Below are 25,232 nucleotides of genomic sequence, written 5' to 3'. Positions count from 1 at the left end.
ATGCGATACGAAACGATCAAGGTAAGCGAAGCCGGCCGCGTGGCGACCGTCACGCTCGCGCGCCCCGACGTGCGCAATGCGTTCAACGAGACGACGATCGCCGAGCTGACCACCGCGTTCGAATGGCTCGACGCGCATGAAGGCGTGCGCGCGATCGTGCTCGCCGCCGAAGGCGCCGCGTTCTGCGCGGGCGCGGACCTGAACTGGATGAAGAAGATGGCCGGCTACTCGGACGACGAGAACCGCGCCGATGCGCGCAAGCTCGCGCGCATGCTCGAGGCGATCCATCGCTGCGGCAAGCCGGTGATCGCCCGCGTGCACGGCGATGCCTACGCGGGCGGAGTGGGCCTGGTGGCCGCGGCCGATATCGCGATTGCCGCCGACGGCGTGAAGTTCTGCCTGTCGGAAGCGCGGCTCGGGCTGATCCCCGCGACGATCGCGCCGTACGTGGTGCGCGCGATGGGCGAGCGCGCGGCGCGCCGTTACTTCACGACGGCCGAGGTGTTCGACAGCGCGCGCGCGGCGTCGCTCGGCTTCATTCACGAAGCGGTGCCGGCCGATGCGCTCGACGAAACCGTCGCGAAGCTGGCCGCGACGCTCGTCGCGAACGGGCCCGACGCGGTGCGCGCGTGCAAGCGGCTCGTCGCCGACGTGGCCGGCCGCGCGCTCGACGCGACGTTGATCGAACAGACCGCCGACTGGATCGCGCGAACCCGGGCCGGCGCGGAAGCGCGCGAAGGGATTGCGTCCTTTCTCGAGAAACGCACGCCTTCGTGGCGTGAATGACGGCGTGCCCCTAACTTTCCGGACGACACCGAAGCCATGTTCGACAAGATTCTGATCGCCAACCGCGGCGAAATCGCGTGCCGCGTCGCCGCGACGTGCAAACGTCTCGGGATCGCGAGCGTCGCCGTCTATTCCGACGCGGACGCGAACGCGAAACACGTGGCCGCGTGCGACGAAGCCGTGCACATCGGCGGCTCGGCCGCCGCGGACAGCTACCTGCGCATCGAGCGCATCATCGAAGCCGCGCGTGCAACCGGCGCGCAGGCGATCCACCCCGGCTACGGATTCCTGTCGGAGAACGAAGATTTCGCGCATGCGTGCGAAGCGGCCGGCATCGTCTTCATCGGGCCGCCGGTCGACGCGATTGCGGCAATGGGCTCGAAGGCCGCCGCGAAGGCGCTGATGCACGCGGCCGCCGTGCCGCTCGTGCCCGGCTATCACGGCGACGACCAGGGCGCGGCCAACCTGCATCGCGAAGCCGACGCGATCGGCTACCCGGTGCTGCTGAAGGCGAGCGCGGGCGGCGGCGGCAAGGGGATGCGCGTGGTCGAGCGCTCCGACGATTTCCCCGCGGCGCTCGCGTCGTGCCAGCGCGAAGCCGCGAGCAGCTTCGGCAACGACCGCGTGCTGATCGAGAAATACCTGACGCGCCCGCGTCACGTCGAGGTGCAGGTGTTCGGCGACACGCACGGCAATACCGTGTACCTGTTCGACCGCGACTGCTCGGTGCAGCGCCGTCACCAGAAGGTGCTCGAGGAAGCGCCGGCGCCGGGCCTGCCCGACGACGTGCGCCGTGCGATGGGCGAAGCGGCCGTCGCGGCCGCGCGCGCGGTCGGTTATGTCGGCGCGGGCACTGTCGAATTCATCATGACGGGCGACGCGTTCTACTTCATGGAAATGAACACGCGCCTGCAGGTCGAGCATCCGGTCACCGAGATGGTCACCGGGCTCGATCTCGTCGAATGGCAACTGCGTGTCGCATCCGGCGAGCCGCTGCCGCTTCAGCAGGACGAACTGCGCGTGCAGGGTCACGCGCTCGAGGCGCGCCTTTATGCGGAGAACCCGGCGCGCGGCTTCCTGCCGTCCACGGGCACGCTGAAGCACCTGCGGCTGCCGGCAGGCGTCGAGTTCGCGATCGGCGCATCGGTGCGCGTCGACAGCGGCGTGCGCGAAGGCGATGCGATCACGCCGTTCTACGATCCGATGATCGCGAAGCTGATCGTCCACGGCGCGGACCGTGCGGAAGCGCTGGGGCTGATGCTGCGCGCGCTGCGTGCATGCGAAGTGGTCGGCCTGCACACGAATGCCGCGTTCCTGCAGCGGATCGTCGCGTGCGAGCCGTTCGCGACGGCCGATCTCGACACGGGCCTGATCGAGCGCAATCACGATGCGCTGTTCGCGCCGCAAGAGCCGCCGCGCGCGATGCTCGCGCTCGCATGCGCGGCGCTGCTCGCGCGCGAACGCGGCGCGGCCGCGCAGGGTTCGTCGCCGTGGGGCGCGCTGCCGGACTGGCGGCTGAACGGCGGCTATCGCCGCACGCTCGACTGGCATGCGGCCGAGCGCGAAGCGGACGTGACGGTCACGTACGAGGACGACGGCGCTGTCGCGCGCCTCGCGACCGGCGGCGCGGCCGCGCAACCGTTCGCGTGGACGCGTGGCGCCACGCCGCTCGATTTCGACGTGACGCTCGGCGGCGTGCGCAGCAGCGGCCGCGTGTATGCGGACGGCGACACCTTCCACGTGTTCTCGCAAGGCGCGGCCGAGACGTTCGAATGGCGCAACCTGCTCGCGCATGCGGGTGATGCGGAGCAGGGCGGCGGCCGCCTGACCGCGCCGATGCCCGGCAAGGTGATCGCGGTGCTGGTCGAGCCGGGCCAGAAGGTCGAAGCGGGCACGCCGCTGATCGTGATGGAAGCGATGAAGATGGAGCACACGATCGGCGCGCCGAGCGCGGGTGTCGTCGCGGAAGTGCTGTACGGCGTCGGCGACCAGGTTTCGGATGGCGCGCAGTTGCTGATGATGGCGGAAGGCTGAGCGGCGCCGGTTTCGCGGTATGCGGGCCGGCTGCCGCGGCTGCCGGCCTGTAAGACAGGCGTCGTGGTGCGTTGCTCGACCGACACCGCGACAGATTCGCTTCGATCGCTTCGGCAAAAACGAAGCAATGCGAATCTTTCGATTGCATTACGTCAACCTCTCGTTATCCCCTCCGCCGCGGCATGTGCGCCCCTTGCGTGCACGCGGCGCGCCTCCTTGCACGACACCATCGTGTAACACGTGATAATTAGCATCTCGCCGTCGACACGACCGGTGCGCACCCGCGCCTGTGTCAGGTCGTCACATCCACGGAGAGACGTTATGCGAAAGTCGGCCCTACGGCCTTTCGCGGTCGTTGGCCTGATCGCGCTGACCGCACTCCTCGGTGCCTGCAACGACGACCTGATCGCACCCGCCGCACCTGTGGCGCAGCAGAAGGCCGCATGCGGCGGCGGCGTGGTCGCCACCGCGCAGATGCACTGCCCGCCCGGTTTCACCGCGCCTGCTTCCTCGCCCGCTTCCTGATCCCGGCTGTTTCCACCAGAAATCCAATCAAGAGCAACCAGCATGGCCACCCATTCGCGACGCGATTTTCTGAAGTTCTCCGCCGGCCTCGCCGGCGCGACCGCCGCCACCGCACTGCTTCCCGAATCGATCCGCAAGGCGCTGGCGATCGAGCCGAATACCGTGACGGGCACGATCCAGGATGTGCAGCACATCGTCGTGTTCATGCAGGAAAACCGCTCGTTCGACCACTACCTCGGTCACCTGAGCGGCGTGCGCGGCTACAACGACCGCTTCCCGGTCACGCTGCCGAACGGCAAGCCGGTGTGGTTCCAGCCGCGGCAGGAAGACAAGACGAGCGTGATCGCGCCGTTCCGCTACGACACGACCGACCCGGGCGTCAACGCGCAGTGCATCGGCGGCCTGCCGCATACGTGGGCGACGACGCACGGCGCGATCGACAACGGCCGCGCCGACCAGTGGGCGGTGCAGAAGTCCAACATGACGATGGGCTACCACGTCCGCGACGACATCCCGTTCCACTACGCGCTCGCGGATGCGTTCACGGTGTGCGACAACTACTTCTGCTCGATCCCGGGCAACACGCACCCGAACCGCATGTACCTGATGACGGGCATGGTCGACCCGCTCGGCACGGGCGGCGGCCCGCTGCTCGACAACACCGACTACATCGACAACCAGTTCGACAAGATCAAGTTGCCGCCCTTCAGCTGGACGACTTATCCGGAGCGCCTCGAGAAAGCGGGCATCTCGTGGCAGATCTACCAGCAGGGCACCGGGTTCGACAACTTCACCGGCAACTACGGCACGAACATGCTCGCGTGCTTCAACAACTTCGTGAATGCGCCGGCCGGTTCGTCGCTGCAGACGCGCGGGATGAGCACGCGCCCGATCACGCAGCTGAAGGCCGACGTGCAGGCGAACGCGCTGCCGCAGGTATCGTGGCTGCTGCCGCCCGCCGCGTATTCGGAGCATCCGAAATTCACGCCGCTCTACGGCGCGTACTACCTGTCGACCATTCTCGATGCGCTGACGTCCAATCCGGACGTGTGGAGCAAGACCGTCCTGCTCGTCATGTACGACGAGAACGACGGCTTCTTCGATCACGTCGTGCCGCCGTCGGCACCGACGCTGCCGGGCTCCGGTATGAGCACCGTGGACGTGTCGCTCGAGCGGCACAACGTCGTGACCTCGACGCAGACGGGTACGTACACGGCCGACAACCTGCCGTACGGCCTCGGCCCGCGCGTGCCGATGTTCGTGGTCTCGCCGTGGTCGAAGGGCGGCTTCGTGTGCTCGCAGGTCTTCGATCACACGTCGGTGCTGCAATTCATCGAGAAGCGCTTCGGCGTGATGGAAACGAACATCTCGCCGTGGCGCCGCGCGATCTGCGGCGACCTGACGTCGGCGCTCGACTTCTCGAAATCGGATGCGACGCTGCCGACCCTGCCGAGCACGCAGGCGTATGTCGCGCAGGCGGACCTGCAGTGTTCGCGCGCGTCGTCGCAGACCGCACCGGCCAGCACCGCGCAGCAGGTCGTGACGGCACAGGAGCCCGGCACGCGGCCGGCGCGTGCGCTGCCGTACGAATTGCACGTGACCGGCCAGCTCCAGGCGCAAGGCTACGCGGTGACGTTCGCGAACACCGGCGCGCAGGGCGCGCATTTCTGGGTCTACGCGGGCGACCCCACCGCGATGCCGCGCCGCTACACGGTCGAAGCGGGCAAGCAGCTGACCGACACGTGGGCGCTCGATGCGAGCGGCAACTACCTGGTGAGCGTGTGGGGGCCGAACGGCTATTTCCGGCGCTTCGCCGGATCGGCCGTCGCGGATGCCGGCGCGAAGCCTGAAATCACGCCGTGTTACGACACGGCCAACGGCGACGTGTACGTGACGATCGCCAACGCGGGCGCCGGCACGCTCGCGGTCACGGCGACCGATGTCGCGTACGGCGGCGCACCGCGCACGTTGACGGTTCCGGCGGGGCAGCGCGTCGAAGCGCACTGGGATCTGTCGTGCAGCAGCCACTGGTACGACCTGCAGTTCGCGGTGGCCGGGAACGCCGGCTGGACGCGCCGCATCGCGGGGCACGTCGAAACCGGCAAGGCCAGCATCACCGACCCGGCCGCCGTGGCGCCGACGACCGCGGCGATCTGACGGCAATCCATGCGTGCCGGCTCCGCGCCGGCACGCGACGAGCGCATGTCAGAAACGAAAAAGGCGCCGCGCGGCGCCTTTTTCAGTCAGGTACACAAAATCAGATGGGGCGAAAAACTGCGTATTGATCGCCATCGAGTTTTTCCAGGTACCGGGAATCATGGAGCGTCAGGTTGACCGGCTGGAGAAATTTCTCGTCGGCGGCCTCGTGTTCGTTGCTGGCGCGCGTATTGAACAGGCTCGAAGCATTTGCGGAGTTCACGAGAGAATCGAGGCGCGGTGCGTTCCAGTCGAGGTGCCCCCTGAGCAAGTAGAAGTGCATGATCCCGCATTGCTGATGGGCCCAGAAGTCATGCCACATGAATGAATCGGGCCGCCACACGGAGTTGTGGCTCTCGAAGTACGATGCGCTGCTCATCGGCATGCATTCGGGGGTCGAGATGATGATGTATCGCGATCGATAGTTGAGAAACTCCAGTAGATCGCGACCGTGGGAGTGGCGCATGTGCTCGATGACATCGCCCAGGATGATCGTGTCGTACGAGTCGCCGGACCGTTCGTACAGCGTGTCGCTGACGCCGGAAATGATGTCGTCGTAGCCGTTCTCGATCAGGAACGGATGGGTCTCTTCATCACATTCCAGCGCCGTGAAACGGCAATCGGGCACGATCTTCCTGAGCAGGCGCCCGTATTTCCCGCCCCCGGCCCCGACATCCAGAATCCTGCCCGGGTTGATCGACTTGACCAGATGCTGCGTGAGTTGATCGAAGGTTGGCCACGAATACCCGATCTGTTCCACTTTGATCTCCCGTCAAGGCTGGTTTGAAAAATTGATCGTAGCGATGTCACAGCGTTGCTGCGAGGTCGTTTTCTGTCCACCCTGGATGCCGACACCGTGCGGCAACCCGGGTGGCGCGGCGGGTCGCACGAGTATCGCACAACCGTCTCGCGGACTTGCGCGTGCCTGCCCGGCGCTGACCATCCCTGACAGTATGCGGCGGGCACTCCGCTAGAATGCCGGGTTGCCGGCGGCGTGCGCCGCTTGACGCGGGCGGCGCTTCGCGCGCTACACTGCATCCATTCCATCCCCATCCAACTTCCCATCCCGCCGACGATGACATCCCCTGTCCTGAACGGCCTGCGCATCGGTATCACGATCGGACTGCGTGCCCCTGACGAAAGCCTGTGGATCAACGGCATCAAGCAGAACGCGCTGTTTCTCGCGAAGCTGCTGATGGCGTCGCCGCACGGCTACCGCGTGACGCTGGTCAACACCACCGACGTACCGCTCACCGATGCATTGCCGTGGGATCGCAGCGTGTACGACACGCGCGCATTCGCCGAGATGAAGGATGCGCTCGACGTGGTGATCGAGCTGGGCGGGCAGATCGACGGCGAGCAGACGGCCTACCTGAAGGCGCGCGGCGCGAAGCTCGTCAGTTACTGCTGCGGTGTCGAGTACATCAACGCGATGGAATCGATGCTGTTCGGCCGCAGGCTGTGGGATTCGCTGTTCATCAACCGCGGCTACGACGAGGTGTGGGCGATTCCGCAGATCGCGCCGTCGTCGCTGCCGTTCCTGCAGTCGCTGCGCCGCTGCCCCGGGCGCGTCGTGCCGTTCGTGTGGGACCCGATGTTCCTGAGCGCGCGCGCGCAGTCGCTGCCGGAGCACGGCGAATACCGGCCGCGCAGCGAGCCGGGCAAGCGGCTGACGGTGATGGAGCCGAACCACGACGTCGTGAAGTTCTGCGTGTATCCGATGCTGATCATCGACGAAGCGTATCGCCGCGATCCGGATGCGATCTGCTTCACGCACGTGACGAACGCCGATCGCCTCGCGCACGACAGCCCCGAATTCGTGATGCTGATGAACTACCTGGACATTGTGCGCGCGGGCAAGGCGAGTTTCGTCGGGCGCTTCGATACGCCGCTGTTCCTGGCCGACCTGACCGATATCGTCGTGTCGCACCAATGGTCGAACCCGCTCAACTATTTCTATTTCGACGTGTGCTGGCAGGGCTATCCGCTCGTGCACAACGCGAGCCTCGCGCCCGATCTCGGCTACTACTATCCGGACAACGACGTGCAGCAGGGCGCCGATGCGCTGCTGCGCGCGCTGCATACGCACGATGACGACTGGGAGGCGTACACGCGGCGCCAGCGCGACATCCTGAGCCGCTATACGTCGGCGAATCCCGCGCTCATTGCCGAATACGACACCCTGCTCGCGAACCTGGTCGGCGCATCGGCCGCGTAAGGCCCGATTTTTCTCGCGGCGCACACGTTGCGCCGCGGCCCGCCATCGGGATTGTCCCGCCCTAATGTCTGACGAAATAATGCCGTTAAAAAAGAAACCGCCGAACCCGATCGGTTCGACGGTTTTCGAAGGCACGAATTTGACGGCTCCGAGGGAAGTCCGTCGGAAATCATTTTATAGGTTAACAAGTATTTAAGATTGTTAAAAATGGTTTGATCGATAATCGTCATATGATTTAAATTGATATTATCGATTAACGGTTGTTCGATTCTGTTTAGAAATTTAATAATTCGTTTGAAACGGGAAAATTGAGCGCTGCGATGATCGAATGACGTGCGGCAGCCGATTTGCTGCGATGCGCAAGCCGGGCCGCCAGCCTTCACGGCGAGTTCGGCGACGGGCGAGGGCGCTGCCTCGCGGGCCGGCATTTATCTGATTAATTGAAGGCTTTCGAATTTGCGAGGCATGCAAATTACGCGAGAATTGATTCGGGCAAGGATGTTTAGGTGGTTTGAATAAACAATATCCGGATCGGGTTTAAGTAATTTGCGTTAGTGTGACCTGTCGCACAATCGGTATCGCGCATGCGTGGTGTATTCCAGTAACTGAATATCGTTGAAAATATCGAATTTGACGGCGCGCCGAAGCGAAAAGTACGCTCCCCGGAAAAGATCGACATAACAGGATGGGCCGGGTAGGCGGCGGAGCACGTCATGATCGGTTTGCTCCGCATGTTTGTTGAGGTCGAGCCGCGATCGGCGGCTCGCCATTTGCCGGAGCGCCGGATGAATGCGGTCGAAGCTCGCCAGGAGGCGAATCGGGAAGCGAATCGTGACGAAATCGATCTCGTGTTCGGCGCCCCCGACGATCATCCCGACCTCGCGTCGGTACGCAGTTTCGTGGAGAGCCGGCTCGCGTTCGCGCAAGAGCCCGTGTGCCGGGCCGACCTGTCGGGCGGTGTGCTGTACCAGGAATGCCTGGCGCGATTGCGGTGGGGCGAGCGCGATGCGCTGCCGCCGGTCGCGTTCCTGCCGCGCCTCGAGGCGCTCGGGCTGATGCGGTGGTTCGACCGGCTCGTGGTCGGCCGGACGATCGACGCGCTGCGCGCCGATCCGGCTGCCGTCTACGGCTGCAATGTGGCGGCGGCGAGCGCGGTCGTCGACGATGCGTGGCTGGCCATCTTCAGGCGGCTCGAGCGCGAGCCGTCGGTCGCGGCGCGGCTGGTGGTCGAGATCACGGAGACGGGGCCGCTGAATCCCGTCGCGGGTCGTTCGTTCGTGAACCGCTTTCGGCAGACCGGATGCCGCATCGCGATCGACGATTTCGGGGTTGGCTTCAGCGCATTGAACAACCTGGTGGTCGGCAATCCCGACATCGTGAAGCTTGACCGGTCGATCCTGTCGATGATCAAGCGCAACGCGATCGGCCGCTACCAGTTCCGCAGGCTGATCGCGTTCGCGCATGAAGGTGCGCGGCACGTCGTCGTCGAAGGCGTGGAGAGCGAGATCGACCGGCAGATCATCGTGGATGCCGGCGTCGCCTGGGCGCAGGGCATCCGTTTTTCATGGCGGTCGCCGGCCGCCGCGTGACGGCGCGGAAACCGGTGGGTGGCGTGCACGACGCACGCCGGTGTCGGGCGTGGCCGGCGCGTGGCCGGGACGAATCGCAAAGGGGCATGGGCATGGCGGGGACGAAGGCCGGAAGCGGAACGGGCACGCAGGCAGCCGGTGCGCGCGAACTCGTCGCGATCGCCGAGCTGGCCGACATGCTGTGGCAGCTGGGCGCCGAATCGACCGAAGTGCCGATCGACGTCGCGCCGTATCTCGACGGACTGAAAACCATTGCGCGCCGCATCCAGCGGATGACGCCGCTCGACGCCGGCGGCCGCGAACTGGCCGCGCGCCACTATTACGCGGGTGTCATCGCGGGCGCGTGCGGCGACGATTCGGCGATCGCGCGCGGCGTGTCCGACAGCCTCGTCAAGCAATCCGGCGGCATCAGCCGGCGGGTCGCGCACTGCTTCGCGGTGCTCGCGCGGACGGGCCGGCGGCATGGCCGTGTGTTCGCCGCGCAGAGCGGCGACCGGGTGCTGGTCTAGCGCCTGTTCACGCCGGTCGCGGGCGCCGGCGCGGCGCGATGCGCGCGGCCCGCGTCGATCTCATCGTCGCGTAACGGCCCGGACGCGCGCCAAACCGGTCAATCCTTCCCGAATCCGCCGAGCACGAACGCCATCGCGCGGTCGACCGCGTCGTCCCATCGGCCGACGTGCGCGGCGCGCACGATCCGGACGCCCGGATAGAGGGCGGTGCGCGAGCCGGTTTCCCAGCGCGCGTCGGCTTTCGGGCTGAGCAGCAGCACGGCCGGCACGCCGAGCGCGCCGGCGAGATGGACGTGCGCGGTGCAGGTGGTCACCACCGCGTCGAGCGCGAGCATCAGCGCCGCCAGGTCGCTGAAATCGCCGATCGCGTGATGCGGGAAGGTCACCGGCAGGTCCGATTGCTCGGACTGCGCGGACAGGTCGCGGTTGATGCAGTACGCGGCGTGACCGTGCAGCCGCGTCAGCGGTGCGAGGTCGCGCAGGCTGGCCGCGCGATGGAAGCGCGCGTCGCTTTCGTCGCGCCCGCGCCAGTTGAGCCCGATGCGACGCGTGCCGGCGGCATGGCCGTCGCGCGACACGCGCTCGCGCCACGCGGCCGCATGCCCGGGCGGGCAGGACAGGTACGCGCCCGCCGATCCTCCCTTGGGTACCGGCGCATAGCCGAACTGCGCGGCGAGCACCAGGAACGAACACCAGTAGTCGTGTGCGATCTGCGACGTGTCGATCCACGCGCCGTGCGCGCCGATGAATTCGATGTGCGGGAACGTGTGACGCATCAGGCCCGTCAGCGCGTCCGGAACGACGACGGTCACGCTCGTGCAGCCGAGCGTGTCGAGCGCATGCAAGTAGCGTGCGTACTGGAGCTGATCGCCGACACCGCCGTAGCTGAGCACCAGCAGCCGCTTGCCCTGCAGCGGCTGGCCCTGGTAGAGCCGCTCCGTCGGCAGCCCGAACTGCGCGGCCGTCAGGACGTTTTCGCTCGCGATGGTGGCGCAGGCCGCTTCGTCGCGCCGGCCGGCGCGCAGCAGCAGCATCGAACGCATCAGCTCGATGCGGCCGCGCGTCGCGTCGGGCAGCGCATCCGGATCGCCGAAGCGTTCGAGCGCCGCGAGCCCGGCGTCGGGTGCCCCGGCAAAGCCGTAGCACGACGCGAGTTGCAGCGCGATCGCATCGTCGTCGAGCCCGCGGCCGCGCGCGCGTTGCCAGCGGTCGATCGCGTGCCCCCACTCGCAGCGCGACTCATGGTCGAGTGCGCGGTTCCAGTGCGTTTCAGGCGCGTCGGTGTCGGCGGCTGCGTCGGGGGGCGCATCGACGTCGGCCGGCGACGCGACGGCGATCGGTTCGATCGAGATGACCAGCCGCTGCCTGTCCCAGCGCGCGTTCGGCACGCAAAGCAGGTTCAGCGGGTCCATCCGGTAGAACGTGTAGTCGAGGCCGGCAAAGGTGGCGATGATCGGCGCCTCGCCGACTTTCCAGTATTCGACCCAGCACCAGGGCAGGTGCGTCTCGATCAGACGGCGCGCGCCGCGCAGCGCGTCGATCTCCATGCCTTCGATGTCGAGCTTCAGGAAATCCAGCCGCGGCAGGCCGAGCGCGTCGAGCCTGACGACCGGCGTCGGCGTGCCGCCTTCCGCGTGCGCGCCGACGAGCGACACCTGGCCGAAGTCGGCATCCTGCCCGTAGTCGACGTCGGGCACCTTCATCGTGCCGTTGGCGCCGGCGAGCCCCATGTTCAGCAGATGGACGTTGTCGAGCTGGTTGAGCGCGACCGTGCCGCCGAGCGCATGGAACAGCGTGCGCTGCGGCTCGAACGCGTACACGCGGCCGCCGCGCGCATGCAACCGGTGGGCGATCGGCACGCACACGAGCCCCGCATTCGCGCCGCCGTCCACGGCGATCGCATCGTCCGGCAACTGGTCGATCACCTTCAGGATCGTGTCGAGCTCATCCTGGATGTGCGGCCGCCCGGTCTTGATCAATGCTTCGGCCTGGTACGCGCAGTGCCGGTTGATGACGAACGGACCGTGAATCGAATCGATCACGACGAAATTGCGGACGGTCTGATTCATGGGCGGTAGCGGGGGCGAATGAGGTCAGCCGAGTGCGCGGCCGGCGAACAGGTGCTGGATCTGCGCGGAATACGCTTGGACGTTGTGCGCGGCGAGCGTGTCGACCTGGTGCAGGCAGCGGCGTGCCGCGGCGGCGTATTCGTCGAGCCGCGTGTCGTGCGTCTGCGCGGCGGTCGCGATCGCACGCGCGGCGTCGAAGATCTCGAAATCCGGATAGTAATAGCCGACGTCGCGCAGGAACGGCGAGTTGTGCACGAGCGGGTAGTTGCCGTACAGCGCGTCGTACAGCAGGTAGTTGAGGCCGTTTTCCCAGTGGTGGGACACGACGATGTCGGTGTGATGCGCGGCCCACGCGACGAACGGCGCGCGCACGTCGGCGGTCGCCTTGCCGTCGCGCACCATCTCGAGCCCGAGCGCGAGATGCTTGAAGGCGACGTTTTCCTTCTTGTCGAACGTGTTGGTCATGTACACGTGCTCGACGAGTTCCGGATGCTCGACGTAGCACGCGTTGGCGGCGAGCATCGGCACGATCGAGCTTTTCACGACGTTCAGGTTCGGCTCGAAGAACGCGATGCGTTTCGCGGGGCCGTGGTTCCGATAACCGAAGCGCGCCTTCAGCTCAGGATCGGCGTCGAGGCTGCGCTCGATGAAATACGGCGACCAGATGTGCGGCAGCTCGATCACCGGCGCGCGGTACACGGCCTGGAAATACGCGGCGCACGTGTGCATGTGCTGCGGGTTGGTCCAGATCTCGTCGAACTGCACGCGGTGCGGGTTCGGCCGCCACGAGTTCTTCTCGAAGTTGATCGTCTCGACGGCGATCACGTAGTCGTTGCCGAAGCGGTACGACACGCACTTGCCGCCGCGTCGGCGCACGGCGTCGGTGTGCGTCGAGTCGACGAACGCGTTCATCTCGATCAGCAGGTCGGTCTGGTGGACGACGGCAGACAGCGGCCGCAGCGCGTCGCCGAACGCGTCCATCATCAGCGCCTGCGGATACTCGGTCACGCCTTCGTCGTGCGCGAGCCAGACCTCGCCGATCAGCGGCGACTGCTTCAGCAGCATGTACAGGTACACGCAGTGCTGGTTCGCGCCGTTGTACCAGATCGACTGCGTCGAGTCGCGCTGCACGTTCATCGTTATCGCGACATTGAGTTTCATGACGGCTCCGTGGTGCGGGCGTTGCGCGGGTTACGACGTGTAGTTTTGCGACGAGCGCGGCACATAGCCGGTCAGGCGCCAGTGGCCGTCATCCTCGCGGCGAAAGCTCAGCTTCTCGAACATGGTCGCGCCGCTCATCAGCGTCGTCGCGTAATCGACGTTCGCGTAGAGCCCGTCGGGTGTCGTCGACGCGTTGGTGTAGCGGATGCGCGTGATCTGCGCCCAGCCGCGATGACGCACCGCGCCGACCGACTGGCGCGCGCGCTGCATGTCCGACGCGAACTGGTCCTGCTTGATGCGCGCCTTCACGAACGCGGCGGCATCGGTCCACACGGCGTTGTACTGGCCGGCGTCGAGCTGCTTGAACACGGCGTCCGAGTCGCGGAGCAGCGCGTCGGCCGATTCGCCGTCGGCTTGCGCATGCGCGCCGATCGCGATCGATGCGACGGCGCAGCCGATCAGCCATTTGGCGCGGGTGAGGGACGTGCGTGCGGTCATGTCCGAGTCCGGAAAAGGGCGGTGCGTCACGCGTCGCGATAGAGGGTGGCGATCGCGTCCGTGTAGGCGGCGACGTTCTCGGGGTTGTAGATGCTCACGGAGCTGAGCACGTGCTTCGACTGCTCGCGGTACGCTTCCAGGTTCGCGTCGTGCTCGGCGAACGCCTTCAGCAACGCACGGCCGCCGGCCTGGCAGTCGAAGTCCGGATAGAAATACCCGGCCTTGCCGAGGAACGGCGAGTTGTGGATCAGCGGGTAGTCGCCGTACAGCAGCTCGTAGTACAGGTAGTTCTGCGCGTTTTCCCACGTGTGCGACACCACCGCGTCGCCGAATGCGGCCATGAACTCGTACACCGCGTAGCGGCTCTCGAACGTCGTGACTCCGTGGTTCACGATGTCGAGGCTCTTCGCGAAATGGACGAACGTCGCATGTTCCTTCAGGTGCAGCGTGTTGCATACGCGCACGAACTCGAGGAAATCGGGCTTCGCGCGATACGCCTCCTCGGTCACCAGCATCGGGATGACGCTCGTCTTCACCATGCAGATGTTCGGCTCGAACATCGTCACGCGCCAGCGCGGCTTGCCGGGTTCATAGCCGAACGACAGCCCGGCACCGAGCGTCGCGCGCGCCTTGTCGAACAGCATCGGGTGCCAGATGTGCGGAACGATCGTGACGGGCGCGCGCAGGCCCGTCTGGTAATAGTGCAGGCACGAGCGCTCGAATTCGGGAATCGTCCACACGGCATCGTACGGCGCGCCCGAGAACAGGAAACCCGACGGCTTGTTGAACATCGCGCGCTCGATGTCGATCACGTAGTCGTTGCCGACCCGCATCGTGACGACCTTGCCGCCGCGCTCGCGGAATGCGCGCAGGTAATCCGCGCCGAACTGCGCGCTCATTTCGATCAGCACGTCGCAGCGCTGCAGTGCTTCGTCCATCGACAGGAGCGGCACGTCCCATTCGCCGAGCATCATCTGCGGATCGGCGACCTGTTCGCCGCCGTTCACCATCACGGCTTCCGCGACGAGCGGCGACTGGCGCAGCAGCAGGATCAGCAGCAGGCAGTTCTGGAAAATGCCGTTTTCCCACAGCGACTGGCCGGCGCCGCGCACGAACAGCGACACGCCGACGACGAGACGCTTGCCCTCGCCGGGCGCTTGACGGGCATTGGAGTCCGACATGCGTATTCTCCGGTTCAGGCGACCAGACGCGAGACGAACGCGTCGAGGTTCGCGGGGTTGTCGATCGAGACCGACTGCAGCAGCCGGCCGGCCTTCGCGCGGTAGTCGTCGAGACGTTCGTCGTGATGCAGCCACGCGTCGAGCAGCGCACGGCCGCCCGCGGCGGAATCGAAGTCCGGGTAGTAATAACCGGCGTCGCCGATCAGCGTCGAGTTGTGGATCAGCGGATAACCGCCGTACAGCACGTCGTAATACAGATAGTTCTGCCCGTTTTCCCAGTGGTGCGACACGACTGCATCCGCGTGGCGCGCCATGAAGCCCGGCAGGTCGAGGCGCGGCTCGAAGGTCGCCTTGTGCTGGCGCACGAGATCGAGGCTGTTCGCGAAGTGCACGAAGGTCGGATGCTCCTTCATGTGCAACGAGTTCACGACGAACATGTGCTGAACCGCGTCCGGACGCGCACGGTAGAACGCGTCGCACGCGAGCATCGGATAGTGGCAGGACTTGGCGACCGAGATGTTCGGCTCGAGCATCGCGAGGTACCACGGGCGGCGGCCGGGCCGATAGCCGAACGTCGCGCCTTCCGCGGCGAGCGCGGCGATGCGCCGATCGAGGAAGTACGGCGACCAGATGTGCGGCATCAGGTGGACGGGCGCGCGCAGGATCGTCCGCAGCATCGGCGCCGCGGTCTTGTCGTATTGCGGCAGCAGCCAGACTTCGTCGAACGGTGCGCCGTTGAAGACGTGTCCCGACGGCTTCCCGAAGATCGGGGTTTCGCACAGGCCGGCGTACACGTGCCCGCAGAAGAACGCGGCGATTTTCTTGCCGAGCGCCTTCATGTGTCGGAGCCACTCCACCGGCAGCTGCGCGCCCATTTCGATCACGACGTCGAGTTCGTGCGTGACGTCGGAGGGTTTCACGAGCGGGATGTCGAGGCCGTCGAGTTCGAGGCCGGCCGGCAGCGCGTTGGCGTCGCCGCCGTTCAGGAAGTAGACCGGGCCGACGCGATCCGAGCGCTTGAGCATCATCGCGAGGAACGCGATGTTCTGGTGGATGCCGTTTTCCCAGATCGCCTGGCCGTCGCGCGCAAACAGCGAGATGCCGACCGCCGGCCGTTGCTTGCGGGTGCCGCCCGAGGCGGCTTCATTGATGTCCGTCACCGGTTGGTTTCCTCTGCGGCGTCGTGCGTCCGGGCATCGCGTCGAGCGTCTGGCCTGGAAGCGGCGCGCCGTGGATTGTCATGGTTGCATTTGCGCCGGTGCGCCGCGGCGGGCGAATCGGGCGACCTGGTTCGCGAGGGCGGCAGCCGGTTTCCGGCGTGTCATCGGGCACGCCTGGCACGGCGCGTGATTCGGACAGGTTGCCCCGGCGACTGTCTGCGGCGATTGTGGCACGGAAACCGCCGGTTTTGGCGGGACGTGACGAACTTTGACATAGCCGCCGGTCAACGGGAGCAGGGCGCCGGCGAAGCGGCGCCCGGGGCGTCCGGCGGGGAGCGGGGGCGGGTCCCGCGCGGCGCTGACGGCCGGCCGGATCGGGGCGCCGCGCGCGGCGGCGGCCCGCTCAGTGCTGCAGGCGGATTTCGACGCGGCGGTTGCTGGCGCGGCCTTCGGGCGTCGCGTTCGACGCGACCGGGTCGGCCTTGCCGCGACCCGAGACCGTCAGCGAATCGGTCTTCAGGCCGTGTGCCTTCAGATAGGCCGCGACGGATTCGGCGCGGCGCTTCGACAGCGCGAGATTGTAGTCGTCGCTGCCCACCGAATCCGTAAAGCCGGTGACGCTCACCTGCGAGTACGTGTGGTCGGCGCGCTCGCTCAGCAACCGGTCGAGCGATTCGCGCGCGGTCGGGGCGAGCGTCGCGTGGTCGGTGGCGAACAGCGCGTCGCCCGACAGGTTGACCTGTTCGACGACGGCTGCCGCCGGCGCGGCGGCCTGCGCCGCTTGGACCGGCGCCGCGCCGCACTGGAACACGAGCGTCGCGGGATCGGACTTGTCGCGCAGCGCGCGGGCCGAGTCGACGGCGCGCACGGGCTCTTCGCCGCAGATCTTGCGGGCGGCCTTCATGCAGGTCTCCGGGCCCGACAGCAGGCCGTGGCAGTCCACCTGGAAGGTGCGCACGCCGTCGCGCGGCTGCAGTTCGGAGGCGCTGAAGGTCGGGCCGGATGCGGTCGAGCACGCGGCGAGGGCCGTTGCGGAAAGTGCGAGCGCAAGAGCGAGTTTGTTCACGGTTACATCCTCAAAACTTGGGTTGACTGAAGCCCGCCACGGGTTGCGCGGCGGGCTCGTCCGGCCGTCGGGGCCGCCGCAGGCCGTCCGGCTGGCGAGCCGGGCGGCCTGGCGGCGCGACGTGTTACTTCCACTGGTACAGCATGCCGGCACCGATCACCTTCTGACCGCCGCTGAAACCGCCGTTGATCGACGCCTTCAGGTTCTCGGTAATGCGCGCCTGCATGTTGACCGCCATCGCCTTCTGGCCGAGGAAGGTCGACGTGCCCACGCCCATCCCGAAGTTGGCGTCGCGATCGAGCTGCGGGATCGACGCCATCGCGCCGACGGCCGCGATACCCTGCTTCGCCATCTGGTCGGTCTGCTGCAGTTGCGAACCCAGCGAGTTGATCTGCGCCTGCTGGCCCGACAGTGCCGTCGACAGCGTCGTCTGCACCTGCGTCAGCTGGTTCACGTTCACCGCGTCGGTGCCTTGCGTACCCGGCGCGACGTTCGTGATCTGGCGCTGCTGCTGGTCGTTGCCGACCGACACCACGTTCGAGCGACCGCCGTCGTTCGAATTCGCACCGATCGCCACCGAGTTCGAACCCGCGGTGACGGTCGGGACGTCGGTGCCCTTGCCGTTCATGTCGGCCGCGATGCCGTTGTTGTTGGCGGCGCGCGTCGTGTTGTTGTTGATCGACGTCGACAGCTGGTTCAACTGATTGTTGATGTTCGTCACGCCGGTCGACAGCGATGCCACGTTGCTGTTCGTCGTGCTCAGGCCGGTGGACAGCGAACCGAGGCCCGTCGAGGTCGACGTCGACAGCGAGTTGACGTTGCTGTTCGTTGTGCTCAAGCCAGTCGACAGCGAGTTGATCGCGGTCGAGGTCGACGTGGACAGCGAGGCCACGTTGCTGTTCGTCGTGCTCAGGCCCGTCGACAGCGAGTTGATGCCGGTCGACAGCGATGCGACGTTCGATGCGGTGGACGTCGACAGCGCGTTGACCGCGTTGTTCGTCGCGTTGAGCTGGCTGCCGTTGATCGCGTCCGTGCTCGTGGCCGAGATCCGGCCGGCGGCGACGTTCGTGATCTGGCGTTCCGCACCCGGTGCGCCGACGCTCACCACGCCGACCGGCGAGCTGCCCGCGAAGAAGTACGTGACGCCGCCGATCGTGGCGCTCGACGTGCCGACTGCGGCACCCGTGACCGAGTTCGCGCCGAGTGCGATCGAGTTGGCGACGTTGGCTTGCGCGTTCGTGCCGAAGGCGAGCGCATCGGCGGCCGTGGCCTTGGCAGCCGAGCCGTAGGCCTGCGCACCGACGGCGCTGGCCGTCGACTGGTTGCCCAGCGCGATCGTGTTGTCCGCGGTGGCCTGGTTCGAGCTGCCGAGGGCGAGTGCGCTGGCGCCGTTCGCGGTGTTCGCGTTGCCGAGCGCCACTGCGCCGTTGCCGGTCGCCGTGTCGTTCGCGCCCAGTGCGACCGCGCCGGTGCCCGTCGCGATGCTCGGGTCGCCGATCGCGACTGCGCCGTCGCCGGTTGCCGTGTTGCCGGAGCCGATCGACACGGCCTTGCCGCCCGTGGCCGATGCGTTCTGGCCGATCGCGACCGCGCCTGCCGACTGCGCGTTCGAACCGTCGCCGACTGCCACGCTGCTCGCGCCTGCCGCGCTGGCGTTCACGCCGGCGGCGAGTGCGTTGGTGCCGGTGGCGCCCGTGTTGTCGTAGTTGGCCTGCTGCGTGCCGTTGTCGTTGACGCTGTAGTAGTGCGTCTTCGCGGCGTTGATCGCGGTCGAGGTCGAAGTCGACAGCGACGACACCGAGCTGTTCGTGCTGCTCAGGCCGGTGGACAGCGAGCCGATGCCGGTCGACGTCGAGGTGGACAGCGACAGGATCGTGCTGTCCGTGCTGCTCAGGCCGGTGGACAACGAGCTGATGCCGGTCGAGGTCGACGTGGACAACGACGTGATCGAGCTGGTGGCCGAGGAGAGGCCGGTCGACGTGGAGGTCGACAGCGAGCTGATCGAGCTGTTCGCCGAGGACAGGCCCGTCGAGGTCGAGGTCGACAGCGACGACACCGAGCTGTTCGTGCTGCTCAGGCCAGTGGACAGCGAACTGATGCCGGTCGAGGTCGACGTGGACAGCGAGGTGATCGAGCTGTTCGCCGAGGACAGGCCGGTCGAGGTCGAGGTCGACAGCGACGACACCGAGCTGTTCGTGCTGCTCAGGCCGGTGGACAACGAGCTGATGCCGGTCGAGGTCGACGTGGACAGCGACGTGATCGAGCTGTTCGCCGACGAGAGGCCGGTCGAGGTGGAAGTCGACAGCGAGGTGATCGAGCTGTTCGCCGAGGACAGGCCCGTCGAGGTCGAAGTCGACAGCGACGTGATCGAGCTGTTGGCCGACGAGAGGCCCGTCGACGTGGAGGTCGACAGCGAGGTGACCGAGCTATTGGTCGACGAGAGGCCGGTCGAAAGCGAGCCGATCGAGCTGGTGGCCGACGACAAGCCAGTCGAGGTCGAAGTCGACAGCGAAGTGATCGAGCTGTTGGCCGACGAGAGGCCCGTCGACGTGGAGGTCGACAGCGAGGTGACCGAGCTATTGGTCGACGAGAGGCCGGTCGACAGCGAGCCGATCGAACTGGTGGCCGACGACAAGCCGGTCGAGGTCGACGTCGACAGCGAAGTGATCGAGCTGTTGGCCGAGGAGAGGCCGGTCGAGGTCGACGTCGACAGCGAAGTGATCGAGCTGTTCGCCGACGAGAGGCCGGTCGAGGTCGAGGTCGACAGCGAATCGATCGAGCTGTTGGCCGACGACAGGCCGGTCGACGTCGAAGTCGACAGCGAAGTGATCGAGCTGTTCGCCGACGAGAGGCCGGTCGAGGTCGAGGTCGACAGCGAATCGATCGAGCTGTTGGCCGACGACAGACCGGTTGAGGTCGAAGTCGACAGCGAAGTGATCGAGCTGTTAGCCGACGACAAACCGGTCGACGTCGAGGTCGAAAGCGACGTGATCGAGCTGTTGGCCGACGACAGGCCGGTCGAGGTCGAAGTCGAAAGTGACGTGATCGAGCTGTTAGCCGACGAGAGGCCCGTCGAGGTCGAGGTCGACAGCGAATCGATCGAGCTGTTAGCCGACGACAGACCGGTCGAGGTCGAGGTCGAGAGCGACGTGATCGAGCTGTTGGCCGACGACAGGCCGGTCGAGGTCGAAGTCGAAAGCGACGTGATCGAGCTGTTAGCCGACGAGAGGCCCGTCGAGGTCGAGGTCGACAGCGAATCGATCGAGCTGTTAGCCGACGACAGACCGGTCGAGGTCGAGGTCGAGAGCGAAGTGATCGAGCTGTTAGCCGACGACAGACCCGTCGAGGTCGAGGTCGACAGCGAAGTGATCGAGCTGTTGGCCGACGAGAGACCCGTCGAGGTCGAAGTCGACAACGAAGTGATCGAGCTGTTGGCCGACGAGAGGCCGGTCGAGGTCGACGTGGACAGCGAGGTGATCGAGCTGTTAGCCGAGGACAGACCCGTCGAGGTCGAAGTCGACAGCGAAGTGATCGAGCTGTTGGCCGACGAGAGGCCGGTCGAGGTCGAAGTCGACAGCGAAGTGATCGAGCTGTTAGCCGACGAGAGGCCCGTCGAGGTCGAGGTCGACAGCGAATCGATCGAGCTATTCGCGGACGACAGACCGGTCGAGGTCGAGGTCGAGAGCGAAGTGATCGAGCTGTTAGCCGACGACAGACCCGTCGAGGTCGAGGTCGACAGCGAAGTGATCGAGCTGTTGGCCGACGACAGACCCGTCGAGGTCGAAGTCGAGAGCGACGTGATCGAGCTGTTAGCCGACGACAAACCCGTCGAGGTCGAGGTCGACAACGAATCGATCGAGCTATTGGCCGACGACAATCCGGTCGAGGTCGAAGTCGACAGCGACGTGATCGAGCTGTTGGCCGACGAGAGACCCGTCGAGGTCGACGTGGACAACGACGTGATCGAGCTATTCGCGGACGACAGACCGGTCGACGTCGAAGTCGACAGCGAGGTGATGGAGCTGTTAGCCGACGACAGACCCGTCGAGGTCGAGGTCGACAACGACGTGATCGAGCTGTTGGCCGACGAGAGGCCGGTCGACGTGGAAGTCGACAACGACGTGATCGAGCTGTTAGCCGACGAGAGGCCGGTCGACGTGGAAGTCGACAGCGACGTGATCGAGCTGTTAGCCGACGAGAGGCCGGTCGACGTGGAAGTCGACAGCGACGTGATCGAGCTATTCGCCGACGAGAGGCCGGTCGACGTGGAGGTCGACAGCGACGTGATCGAGCTGTTAGCCGACGAGAGGCCGGTCGACGTGGAAGTCGACAGCGACGTGATCGAGCTGTTAGCCGACGACAGGCCGGTCGACGTGGAAGTCGACAGCGACGTGATCGAGCTGTTAGCCGACGACAGACCCGTCGACGTGGAAGTCGACAGCGAGGTGATCGAGCTGTTGGCCGACGACAGACCGGTCGACGTCGAAGTCGACAGCGAGGTGATCGAGCTGTTGGCCGACGACAGACCGGTCGACGTCGAAGTCGACAGCGACGTGATCGAACTGTTGGCCGACGACAGACCGGTCGACGTCGAAGTCGACAGCGAAGTGATCGAGCTGTTGGCCGACGACAGACCCGTCGAGGTCGAAGTCGACAGCGACGAAATGGCACTGGTCGCGGTACCGACCTGTTGGGCGACAGAATAAAGCTGGCTACCGTTGATCGCGTCGGTACTGGTCGACGTTACCTGGCCGGCGGCGACATTGGTGATTTGCCGCTCGTTGTTGGCGCTGCCGACGCTAACGGTGCCAACCGGCTTGGTGCCTGCGAATCCGCCGAACGTGACGCCGCCGACGGTTGCGCTGCTCGTGTCGACGGGCGCGGTGTCGGCCTTCGAGCCGGCGCCCAGCGCGACGGAATTGTTCGTGCTGGCGATGGCGCCGCTGCCGATGGCGACGGCGTCGGTGCCCGTCGCGGTGCTGTCGGCGCCGGTCGAGTTCGCGTGGAAGTACTTGATGCCCTGGCTGTTGATGCTGTCGATTGCCGAGCCGACGCTGTTGGCGGTCGACGTCGTGCCGTTCGCGTTGTACGTGGTGTACGACGGGGCCGAGACCTTGCCGGTTGTCGGGTCATACGTCGAGCCACCGCCAAGTGCCGAGGCCGTGCTGCTACCGAGGTTGTCCGTCTTCGTCGAGACCGTGCTCAAGCCGGTGGACAGCGAGCCGATCGAGCTGTTGGCCGACGAGAGGCCGGTCGAGGTCGAGGTCGACAGGGACGTGATCGAGCTATTAGCCGACGACAGGCCGGTCGACGTGGAGGACGACAGCGAAGTGACCGAGCTATTGGTCGACGAGAGGCCGGTCGAGAGCGAGCCGATCGAGCTGTTGGCCGACGACAGGCCGGTCGAGGTCGAAGTCGACAGCGACGTGATCGAGCTGTTGGCCGACGAGAGACCCGTCGACGTGGAGGACGACAGCGAAGTGACCGAGCTGTTCGTCGACGAGAGGCCGGTCGAGAGCGAGCCGATCGAACTGGTGGCCGACGACAAGCCAGTCGAGGTCGAAGTCGACAGGGACGTGATTGAGCTATTAGCCGACGACAGGCCAGTCGACGTGGAGGACGACAGCGAGGTGACCGAGCTATTGGTCGACGAGAGGCCGGTCGAGAGCGAGCCGATCGAACTGGTGGCCGACGACAAGCCAGTCGAGGTCGAAGTCGACAGGGACGTGATCGAGCTATTAGCCGACGACAGGCCGGTCGACGTGGAGGACGACAGCGAGGTGACCGAGCTGTTCGTCGACGAGAGGCCGGTCGAGAGCGAGCCGATCGAGCTGTTGGCCGACGACAGACCCGTCGACGTGGAGGACGACAGCGAAGTGACCGAGCTATTCGTCGACGAGAGGCCGGTCGACAGCGAGCCGATCGAGCTGTTGGCCGACGACAGACCCGTCGACGTGGAGGACGACAGCGAGGTGACCGAGCTGTTCGTCGACGAGAGGCCAGTCGAGAGCGAGCCGATCGAGCTGGTGGCCGACGAGAGGCCCGTCGACGTGGAGGACGACAGCGAAGTGACCGAGCTGTTCGTCGACGAGAGGCCGGTCGAGAGCGAGCCGATCGAGCTGGTGGCCGACGACAGACCGGTCGACGTGGAGGACGACAGCGAAGTGACCGAGCTATTGGTCGACGAGAGGCCGGTCGAGAGCGAACCGATCGAGCTGTTGGCCGACGACAGACCCGTCGACGTGGAGGACGACAGCGAAGTGACCGAGCTATTGGTCGACGAGAGGCCGGTCGAGAGCGAACCGATCGAGCTGTTGGCCGACGACAGACCCGTCGACGTGGAGGACGACAGCGAAGTGACCGAGCTGTTCGTCGACGAGAGACCGGTCGAGAGCGAACCGATCGAGCTGTTGGCCGACGAGAGACCCGTCGACGTGGAGGACGAAAGCGACGTGACCGAGCTATTCGTCGACGAGAGACCGGTCGACAGCGAACCGATCGAGCTGTTGGCCGACGACAGACCCGTCGACGTGGAGGTCGAGAGCGACGTGATCGAGCTATTCGCCGACGACAAGCCGGTCGAAGCCGACGTCGACAGGCTCGTGATGCTCGACGTCGTCGTGCTCGCGACCGAGTAGAGCTGGCTACCGTTGATCGCATCGGTGCTGGTCGACGTGACGAGACCTGCCGCGACGTTCTGGATGCGACGCTCGTTGCCCGCCGTACCCACGCTGACGACGCCGTTGGCGGCGCTTGCGCCCGCAAAGTTACCGAACGTCTGGCCACCGATCGTGGCGGAGCTGACCGAACCGGTGCCGCCCGTTGCCGTGTCCGCCGCACCAATCGTCGCCGAGTTGTTGCCAAGGGCGACGGAGTTTGCAACGTTGGCCGTCGACAGGTAGCCGAGCGCCATCGCGTTGCCGGCGGAAGCGGTCGATTGATAGCCCATCGCGACCGCATTGCCGTTGCCGCTGGCCGTCGCAAACGAGCCGATCGAAATGTTGCCGGCTTGAGAAGCATTGGATTGCTGGCCGATTGCAACGCTCTGGAGCGCACTCGCAGTGGCCACGCCCAGCGCAACGCTGCCGCCGCCGGCAGCGCTGGCGTTGACGCCGATCGCGGTTGCATAGTTCGCCGTCGCGGAACTCCCGTTCCCGAAAGCGGAGGCAGGCGCCGAAGTCCCGCCCGCATACGACGAGGCACCGATTGCGCTCGAACCCGCATAGGTCGCCTTGGCGCCGCTGCCGATACCGACCGAACCCGTCCCCGTCACGCTGTTGCCACTGCCCAGCGCAACCGCACCGGTGCCGTTCGCCGAGTTGCCGTTGCCGAGCGCGACCGCGCCCGTGCCGTTCGCCGAGTTGCTGGTGCCGAGCGCGACCGCGCCGTCGCCGCTGGCCGTTTGCGCGCGGCCGATTGCCACCGCGCCGCCGTTCGCGCTACCACTGTTGGCCGTCGTACCCGACGAACCGATCGCGACGTTCTGGCCGGTTGCGCCGGAGACGATGCCGTCGCCCTGAGCGATGCCGTACGCGCCGTTGACGGTCGCACCGCGGCCGAGTGCGATCCCCGACGTGGCGGCCGATGCGACGGATGACTGGCCGCCGACCGCGATGCTGTCCGAAGCGGCCGACTGCGCGCCCTTCGTTGCGTTGCTGCCGATTGCGATCGAGCCCGCACCCGATGCGATGGTCGAGTTTGCCTGCGACAGCGGCGTCGTACCGTTGCCGCCCGCGCCGCCGATTGCGACGGAGTTCAGCGCGGCTGCCGTCGAGCCGAAGCCGAGGGCGGTCGCGCCGATGCCGCTGGCGGTCGTTTCAAGGCCGGTTGCCACACCCCACAAGGCGGCAGATGACTGGATACCCATGGCGACGGCGCCGTTGCCGTTTGCTTGTGCGAACGCGCCATAAACCGTGACACCCGTGAAACCGTTGCCGTTGGAGTTACACCCGGCCACGACCGAGTACGTACCGGAGCCGTCGCCGGCCTGGTTTTGCGTGCCACCCGGGTTCACGCGGCCGACCGCGCCGTTGCTTCCCGTAAGGCAGGTCTGCTGTGTGTTGATCGTATTGGCCTCGGCGAGCCCGGGCAGGCTGATCGCCAGGGCCGCGACGGCTGCGACCATGACGGCCGACTTGTTCGGCTTGCCCCGTGCCGAATCGTGTTCGGATGCAGCGACCCAGGCGCCGAGGGCTTCGTTCCAGATCGAGCGGTATGTGCGGTTCATGTCCTGCTACCTC

General features: G+C 66.3%; 15 protein-coding genes. 7 read left to right on the top strand and 8 right to left on the bottom strand.

The features are described 5' to 3' along the window. The 4 genes from ACTJLD_RS14485 to ACTJLD_RS14470 all read left to right on the top strand — a co-directional run bounded on the left by ACTJLD_RS14485 (position 1) and on the right by ACTJLD_RS14470 (position 5,502). Positions 1–786, top strand: a complete 786-nt coding sequence (locus ACTJLD_RS14485; protein ID WP_059697092.1) for an enoyl-CoA hydratase/isomerase family protein — start codon at positions 1–3, stop codon at positions 784–786. Between the two features lie 36 nt (positions 787–822). Beyond that, positions 823–2,820, top strand: coding sequence for an acetyl-CoA carboxylase biotin carboxylase subunit (locus ACTJLD_RS14480; RefSeq protein ID WP_124819302.1), 1,998 nt, complete (start codon positions 823–825; stop codon positions 2,818–2,820). 321 nt (positions 2,821–3,141) lie between these two features. Beyond that, positions 3,142–3,345 carry a hypothetical protein gene (locus ACTJLD_RS14475; protein WP_440659099.1) on the top strand — a complete coding sequence of 68 codons (204 nt, stop codon included), beginning with the start codon at positions 3,142–3,144 and terminating at the stop codon, positions 3,343–3,345. Positions 3,346–3,387: 42 nt separating this feature from the next. Continuing rightward, the gene (locus ACTJLD_RS14470) at positions 3,388–5,502 is read left to right on the top strand and encodes a phosphocholine-specific phospholipase C (protein WP_440659098.1); all 2,115 of its coding nucleotides are present in this window, start codon (positions 3,388–3,390) and stop codon (positions 5,500–5,502) included. Between the two features lie 100 nt (positions 5,503–5,602). Here the strand turns inward: ACTJLD_RS14470 and ACTJLD_RS14465 are convergent, their stop codons facing one another. Then, entirely contained in the window at positions 5,603–6,301 is a 699-nt protein-coding gene (locus ACTJLD_RS14465) for a methyltransferase domain-containing protein (RefSeq protein WP_060193988.1), read from the bottom strand. A gap of 315 nt (positions 6,302–6,616) precedes the next feature. Between ACTJLD_RS14465 and ACTJLD_RS14460 the strand changes: the two genes are divergently transcribed. From ACTJLD_RS14460 to ACTJLD_RS14450, 3 genes are all read left to right on the top strand, one after another. After that, positions 6,617–7,759 (top strand): DUF2827 domain-containing protein, encoded by a 1,143-nt coding sequence (locus ACTJLD_RS14460; RefSeq protein ID WP_060372458.1) that lies wholly within the window; start codon positions 6,617–6,619, stop codon positions 7,757–7,759. A gap of 785 nt (positions 7,760–8,544) precedes the next feature. Then, positions 8,545–9,348, top strand: coding sequence for an EAL domain-containing protein (locus ACTJLD_RS14455; protein WP_027790583.1), 804 nt, complete (start codon positions 8,545–8,547; stop codon positions 9,346–9,348). 86 nt (positions 9,349–9,434) lie between these two features. Continuing rightward, the gene (locus tag ACTJLD_RS14450; RefSeq protein WP_081076071.1) at positions 9,435–9,857 is read left to right on the top strand and encodes a hypothetical protein; all 423 of its coding nucleotides are present in this window, start codon (positions 9,435–9,437) and stop codon (positions 9,855–9,857) included. Between the two features lie 98 nt (positions 9,858–9,955). On the opposite strand, the gene ACTJLD_RS14445 is transcribed toward ACTJLD_RS14450, so the two are convergent. The 7 genes from ACTJLD_RS14445 to ACTJLD_RS14415 form a co-directional block, all read right to left on the bottom strand. Further along, the gene (locus tag ACTJLD_RS14445) at positions 9,956–11,926 is read right to left on the bottom strand and encodes an FkbM family methyltransferase (RefSeq protein WP_440659096.1); all 1,971 of its coding nucleotides are present in this window, start codon (positions 11,924–11,926) and stop codon (positions 9,956–9,958) included. 24 nt (positions 11,927–11,950) lie between these two features. Continuing rightward, a complete protein-coding gene (locus tag ACTJLD_RS14440; protein ID WP_440659095.1) occupies positions 11,951–13,087 on the bottom strand; it encodes a DUF2827 family protein in 1,137 nt (378 codons plus the stop codon). Positions 13,088–13,117: 30 nt separating this feature from the next. Next, positions 13,118–13,585 carry a DUF4019 domain-containing protein gene (locus tag ACTJLD_RS14435; RefSeq protein WP_440659094.1) on the bottom strand — a complete coding sequence of 156 codons (468 nt, stop codon included), beginning with the start codon at positions 13,583–13,585 and terminating at the stop codon, positions 13,118–13,120. A gap of 26 nt (positions 13,586–13,611) precedes the next feature. Continuing rightward, a complete protein-coding gene (locus tag ACTJLD_RS14430; RefSeq protein ID WP_027790588.1) occupies positions 13,612–14,766 on the bottom strand; it encodes a DUF2827 domain-containing protein in 1,155 nt (384 codons plus the stop codon). 14 nt (positions 14,767–14,780) lie between these two features. Then, on the bottom strand, positions 14,781–15,926 hold the full coding sequence (locus tag ACTJLD_RS14425; RefSeq protein ID WP_048025465.1) for a DUF2827 domain-containing protein: 1,146 nt from the start codon (positions 15,924–15,926) through the stop codon (positions 14,781–14,783). Positions 15,927–16,329: 403 nt separating this feature from the next. Then, positions 16,330–16,992, bottom strand: a complete 663-nt coding sequence (locus ACTJLD_RS14420) for an OmpA family protein (RefSeq protein ID WP_060193982.1) — start codon at positions 16,990–16,992, stop codon at positions 16,330–16,332. Positions 16,993–17,116: 124 nt separating this feature from the next. Next, on the bottom strand, positions 17,117–25,219 hold the full coding sequence (locus ACTJLD_RS14415) for an ESPR-type extended signal peptide-containing protein (protein ID WP_440659151.1): 8,103 nt from the start codon (positions 25,217–25,219) through the stop codon (positions 17,117–17,119). Positions 25,220–25,232: the final 13 nt, after the last annotated feature.

This window comes from Burkholderia sp. 22088 (genome assembly GCF_052045915.1).
Classification (GTDB): Bacteria; Pseudomonadota; Gammaproteobacteria; order Burkholderiales; family Burkholderiaceae; genus Burkholderia; species Burkholderia cepacia.
This window is presented reverse-complemented; position numbering and strand designations above follow the sequence as displayed.

Bases quoted from the DNA above. Each gene is read 5' to 3' on its own strand.
- ACTJLD_RS14485 (WP_059697092.1), top strand. From the start codon at position 1: ATGCGATACGAAACGATCAAGGTAAGCGAAGCCGGCCGCGTGGCGACC.
- ACTJLD_RS14480 (WP_124819302.1), top strand. From the start codon at position 823: ATGTTCGACAAGATTCTGATCGCCAACCGCGGCGAAATCGCGTGCCGC.
- ACTJLD_RS14475 (WP_440659099.1), top strand. From the start codon at position 3,142: ATGCGAAAGTCGGCCCTACGGCCTTTCGCGGTCGTTGGCCTGATCGCG.
- ACTJLD_RS14470 (WP_440659098.1), top strand. From the start codon at position 3,388: ATGGCCACCCATTCGCGACGCGATTTTCTGAAGTTCTCCGCCGGCCTC.
- ACTJLD_RS14460 (WP_060372458.1), top strand. From the start codon at position 6,617: ATGACATCCCCTGTCCTGAACGGCCTGCGCATCGGTATCACGATCGGA.
- ACTJLD_RS14455 (WP_027790583.1), top strand. From the start codon at position 8,545: ATGAATGCGGTCGAAGCTCGCCAGGAGGCGAATCGGGAAGCGAATCGT.
- ACTJLD_RS14450 (WP_081076071.1), top strand. From the start codon at position 9,435: ATGGGCATGGCGGGGACGAAGGCCGGAAGCGGAACGGGCACGCAGGCA.
- ACTJLD_RS14445 (WP_440659096.1), bottom strand. From the start codon at position 11,926: ATGAATCAGACCGTCCGCAATTTCGTCGTGATCGATTCGATTCACGGT.
- ACTJLD_RS14440 (WP_440659095.1), bottom strand. From the start codon at position 13,087: ATGAAACTCAATGTCGCGATAACGATGAACGTGCAGCGCGACTCGACG.
- ACTJLD_RS14435 (WP_440659094.1), bottom strand. From the start codon at position 13,585: ATGACCGCACGCACGTCCCTCACCCGCGCCAAATGGCTGATCGGCTGC.
- ACTJLD_RS14430 (WP_027790588.1), bottom strand. From the start codon at position 14,766: ATGTCGGACTCCAATGCCCGTCAAGCGCCCGGCGAGGGCAAGCGTCTC.
- ACTJLD_RS14415 (WP_440659151.1), bottom strand. From the start codon at position 25,219: ATGAACCGCACATACCGCTCGATCTGGAACGAAGCCCTCGGCGCCTGG.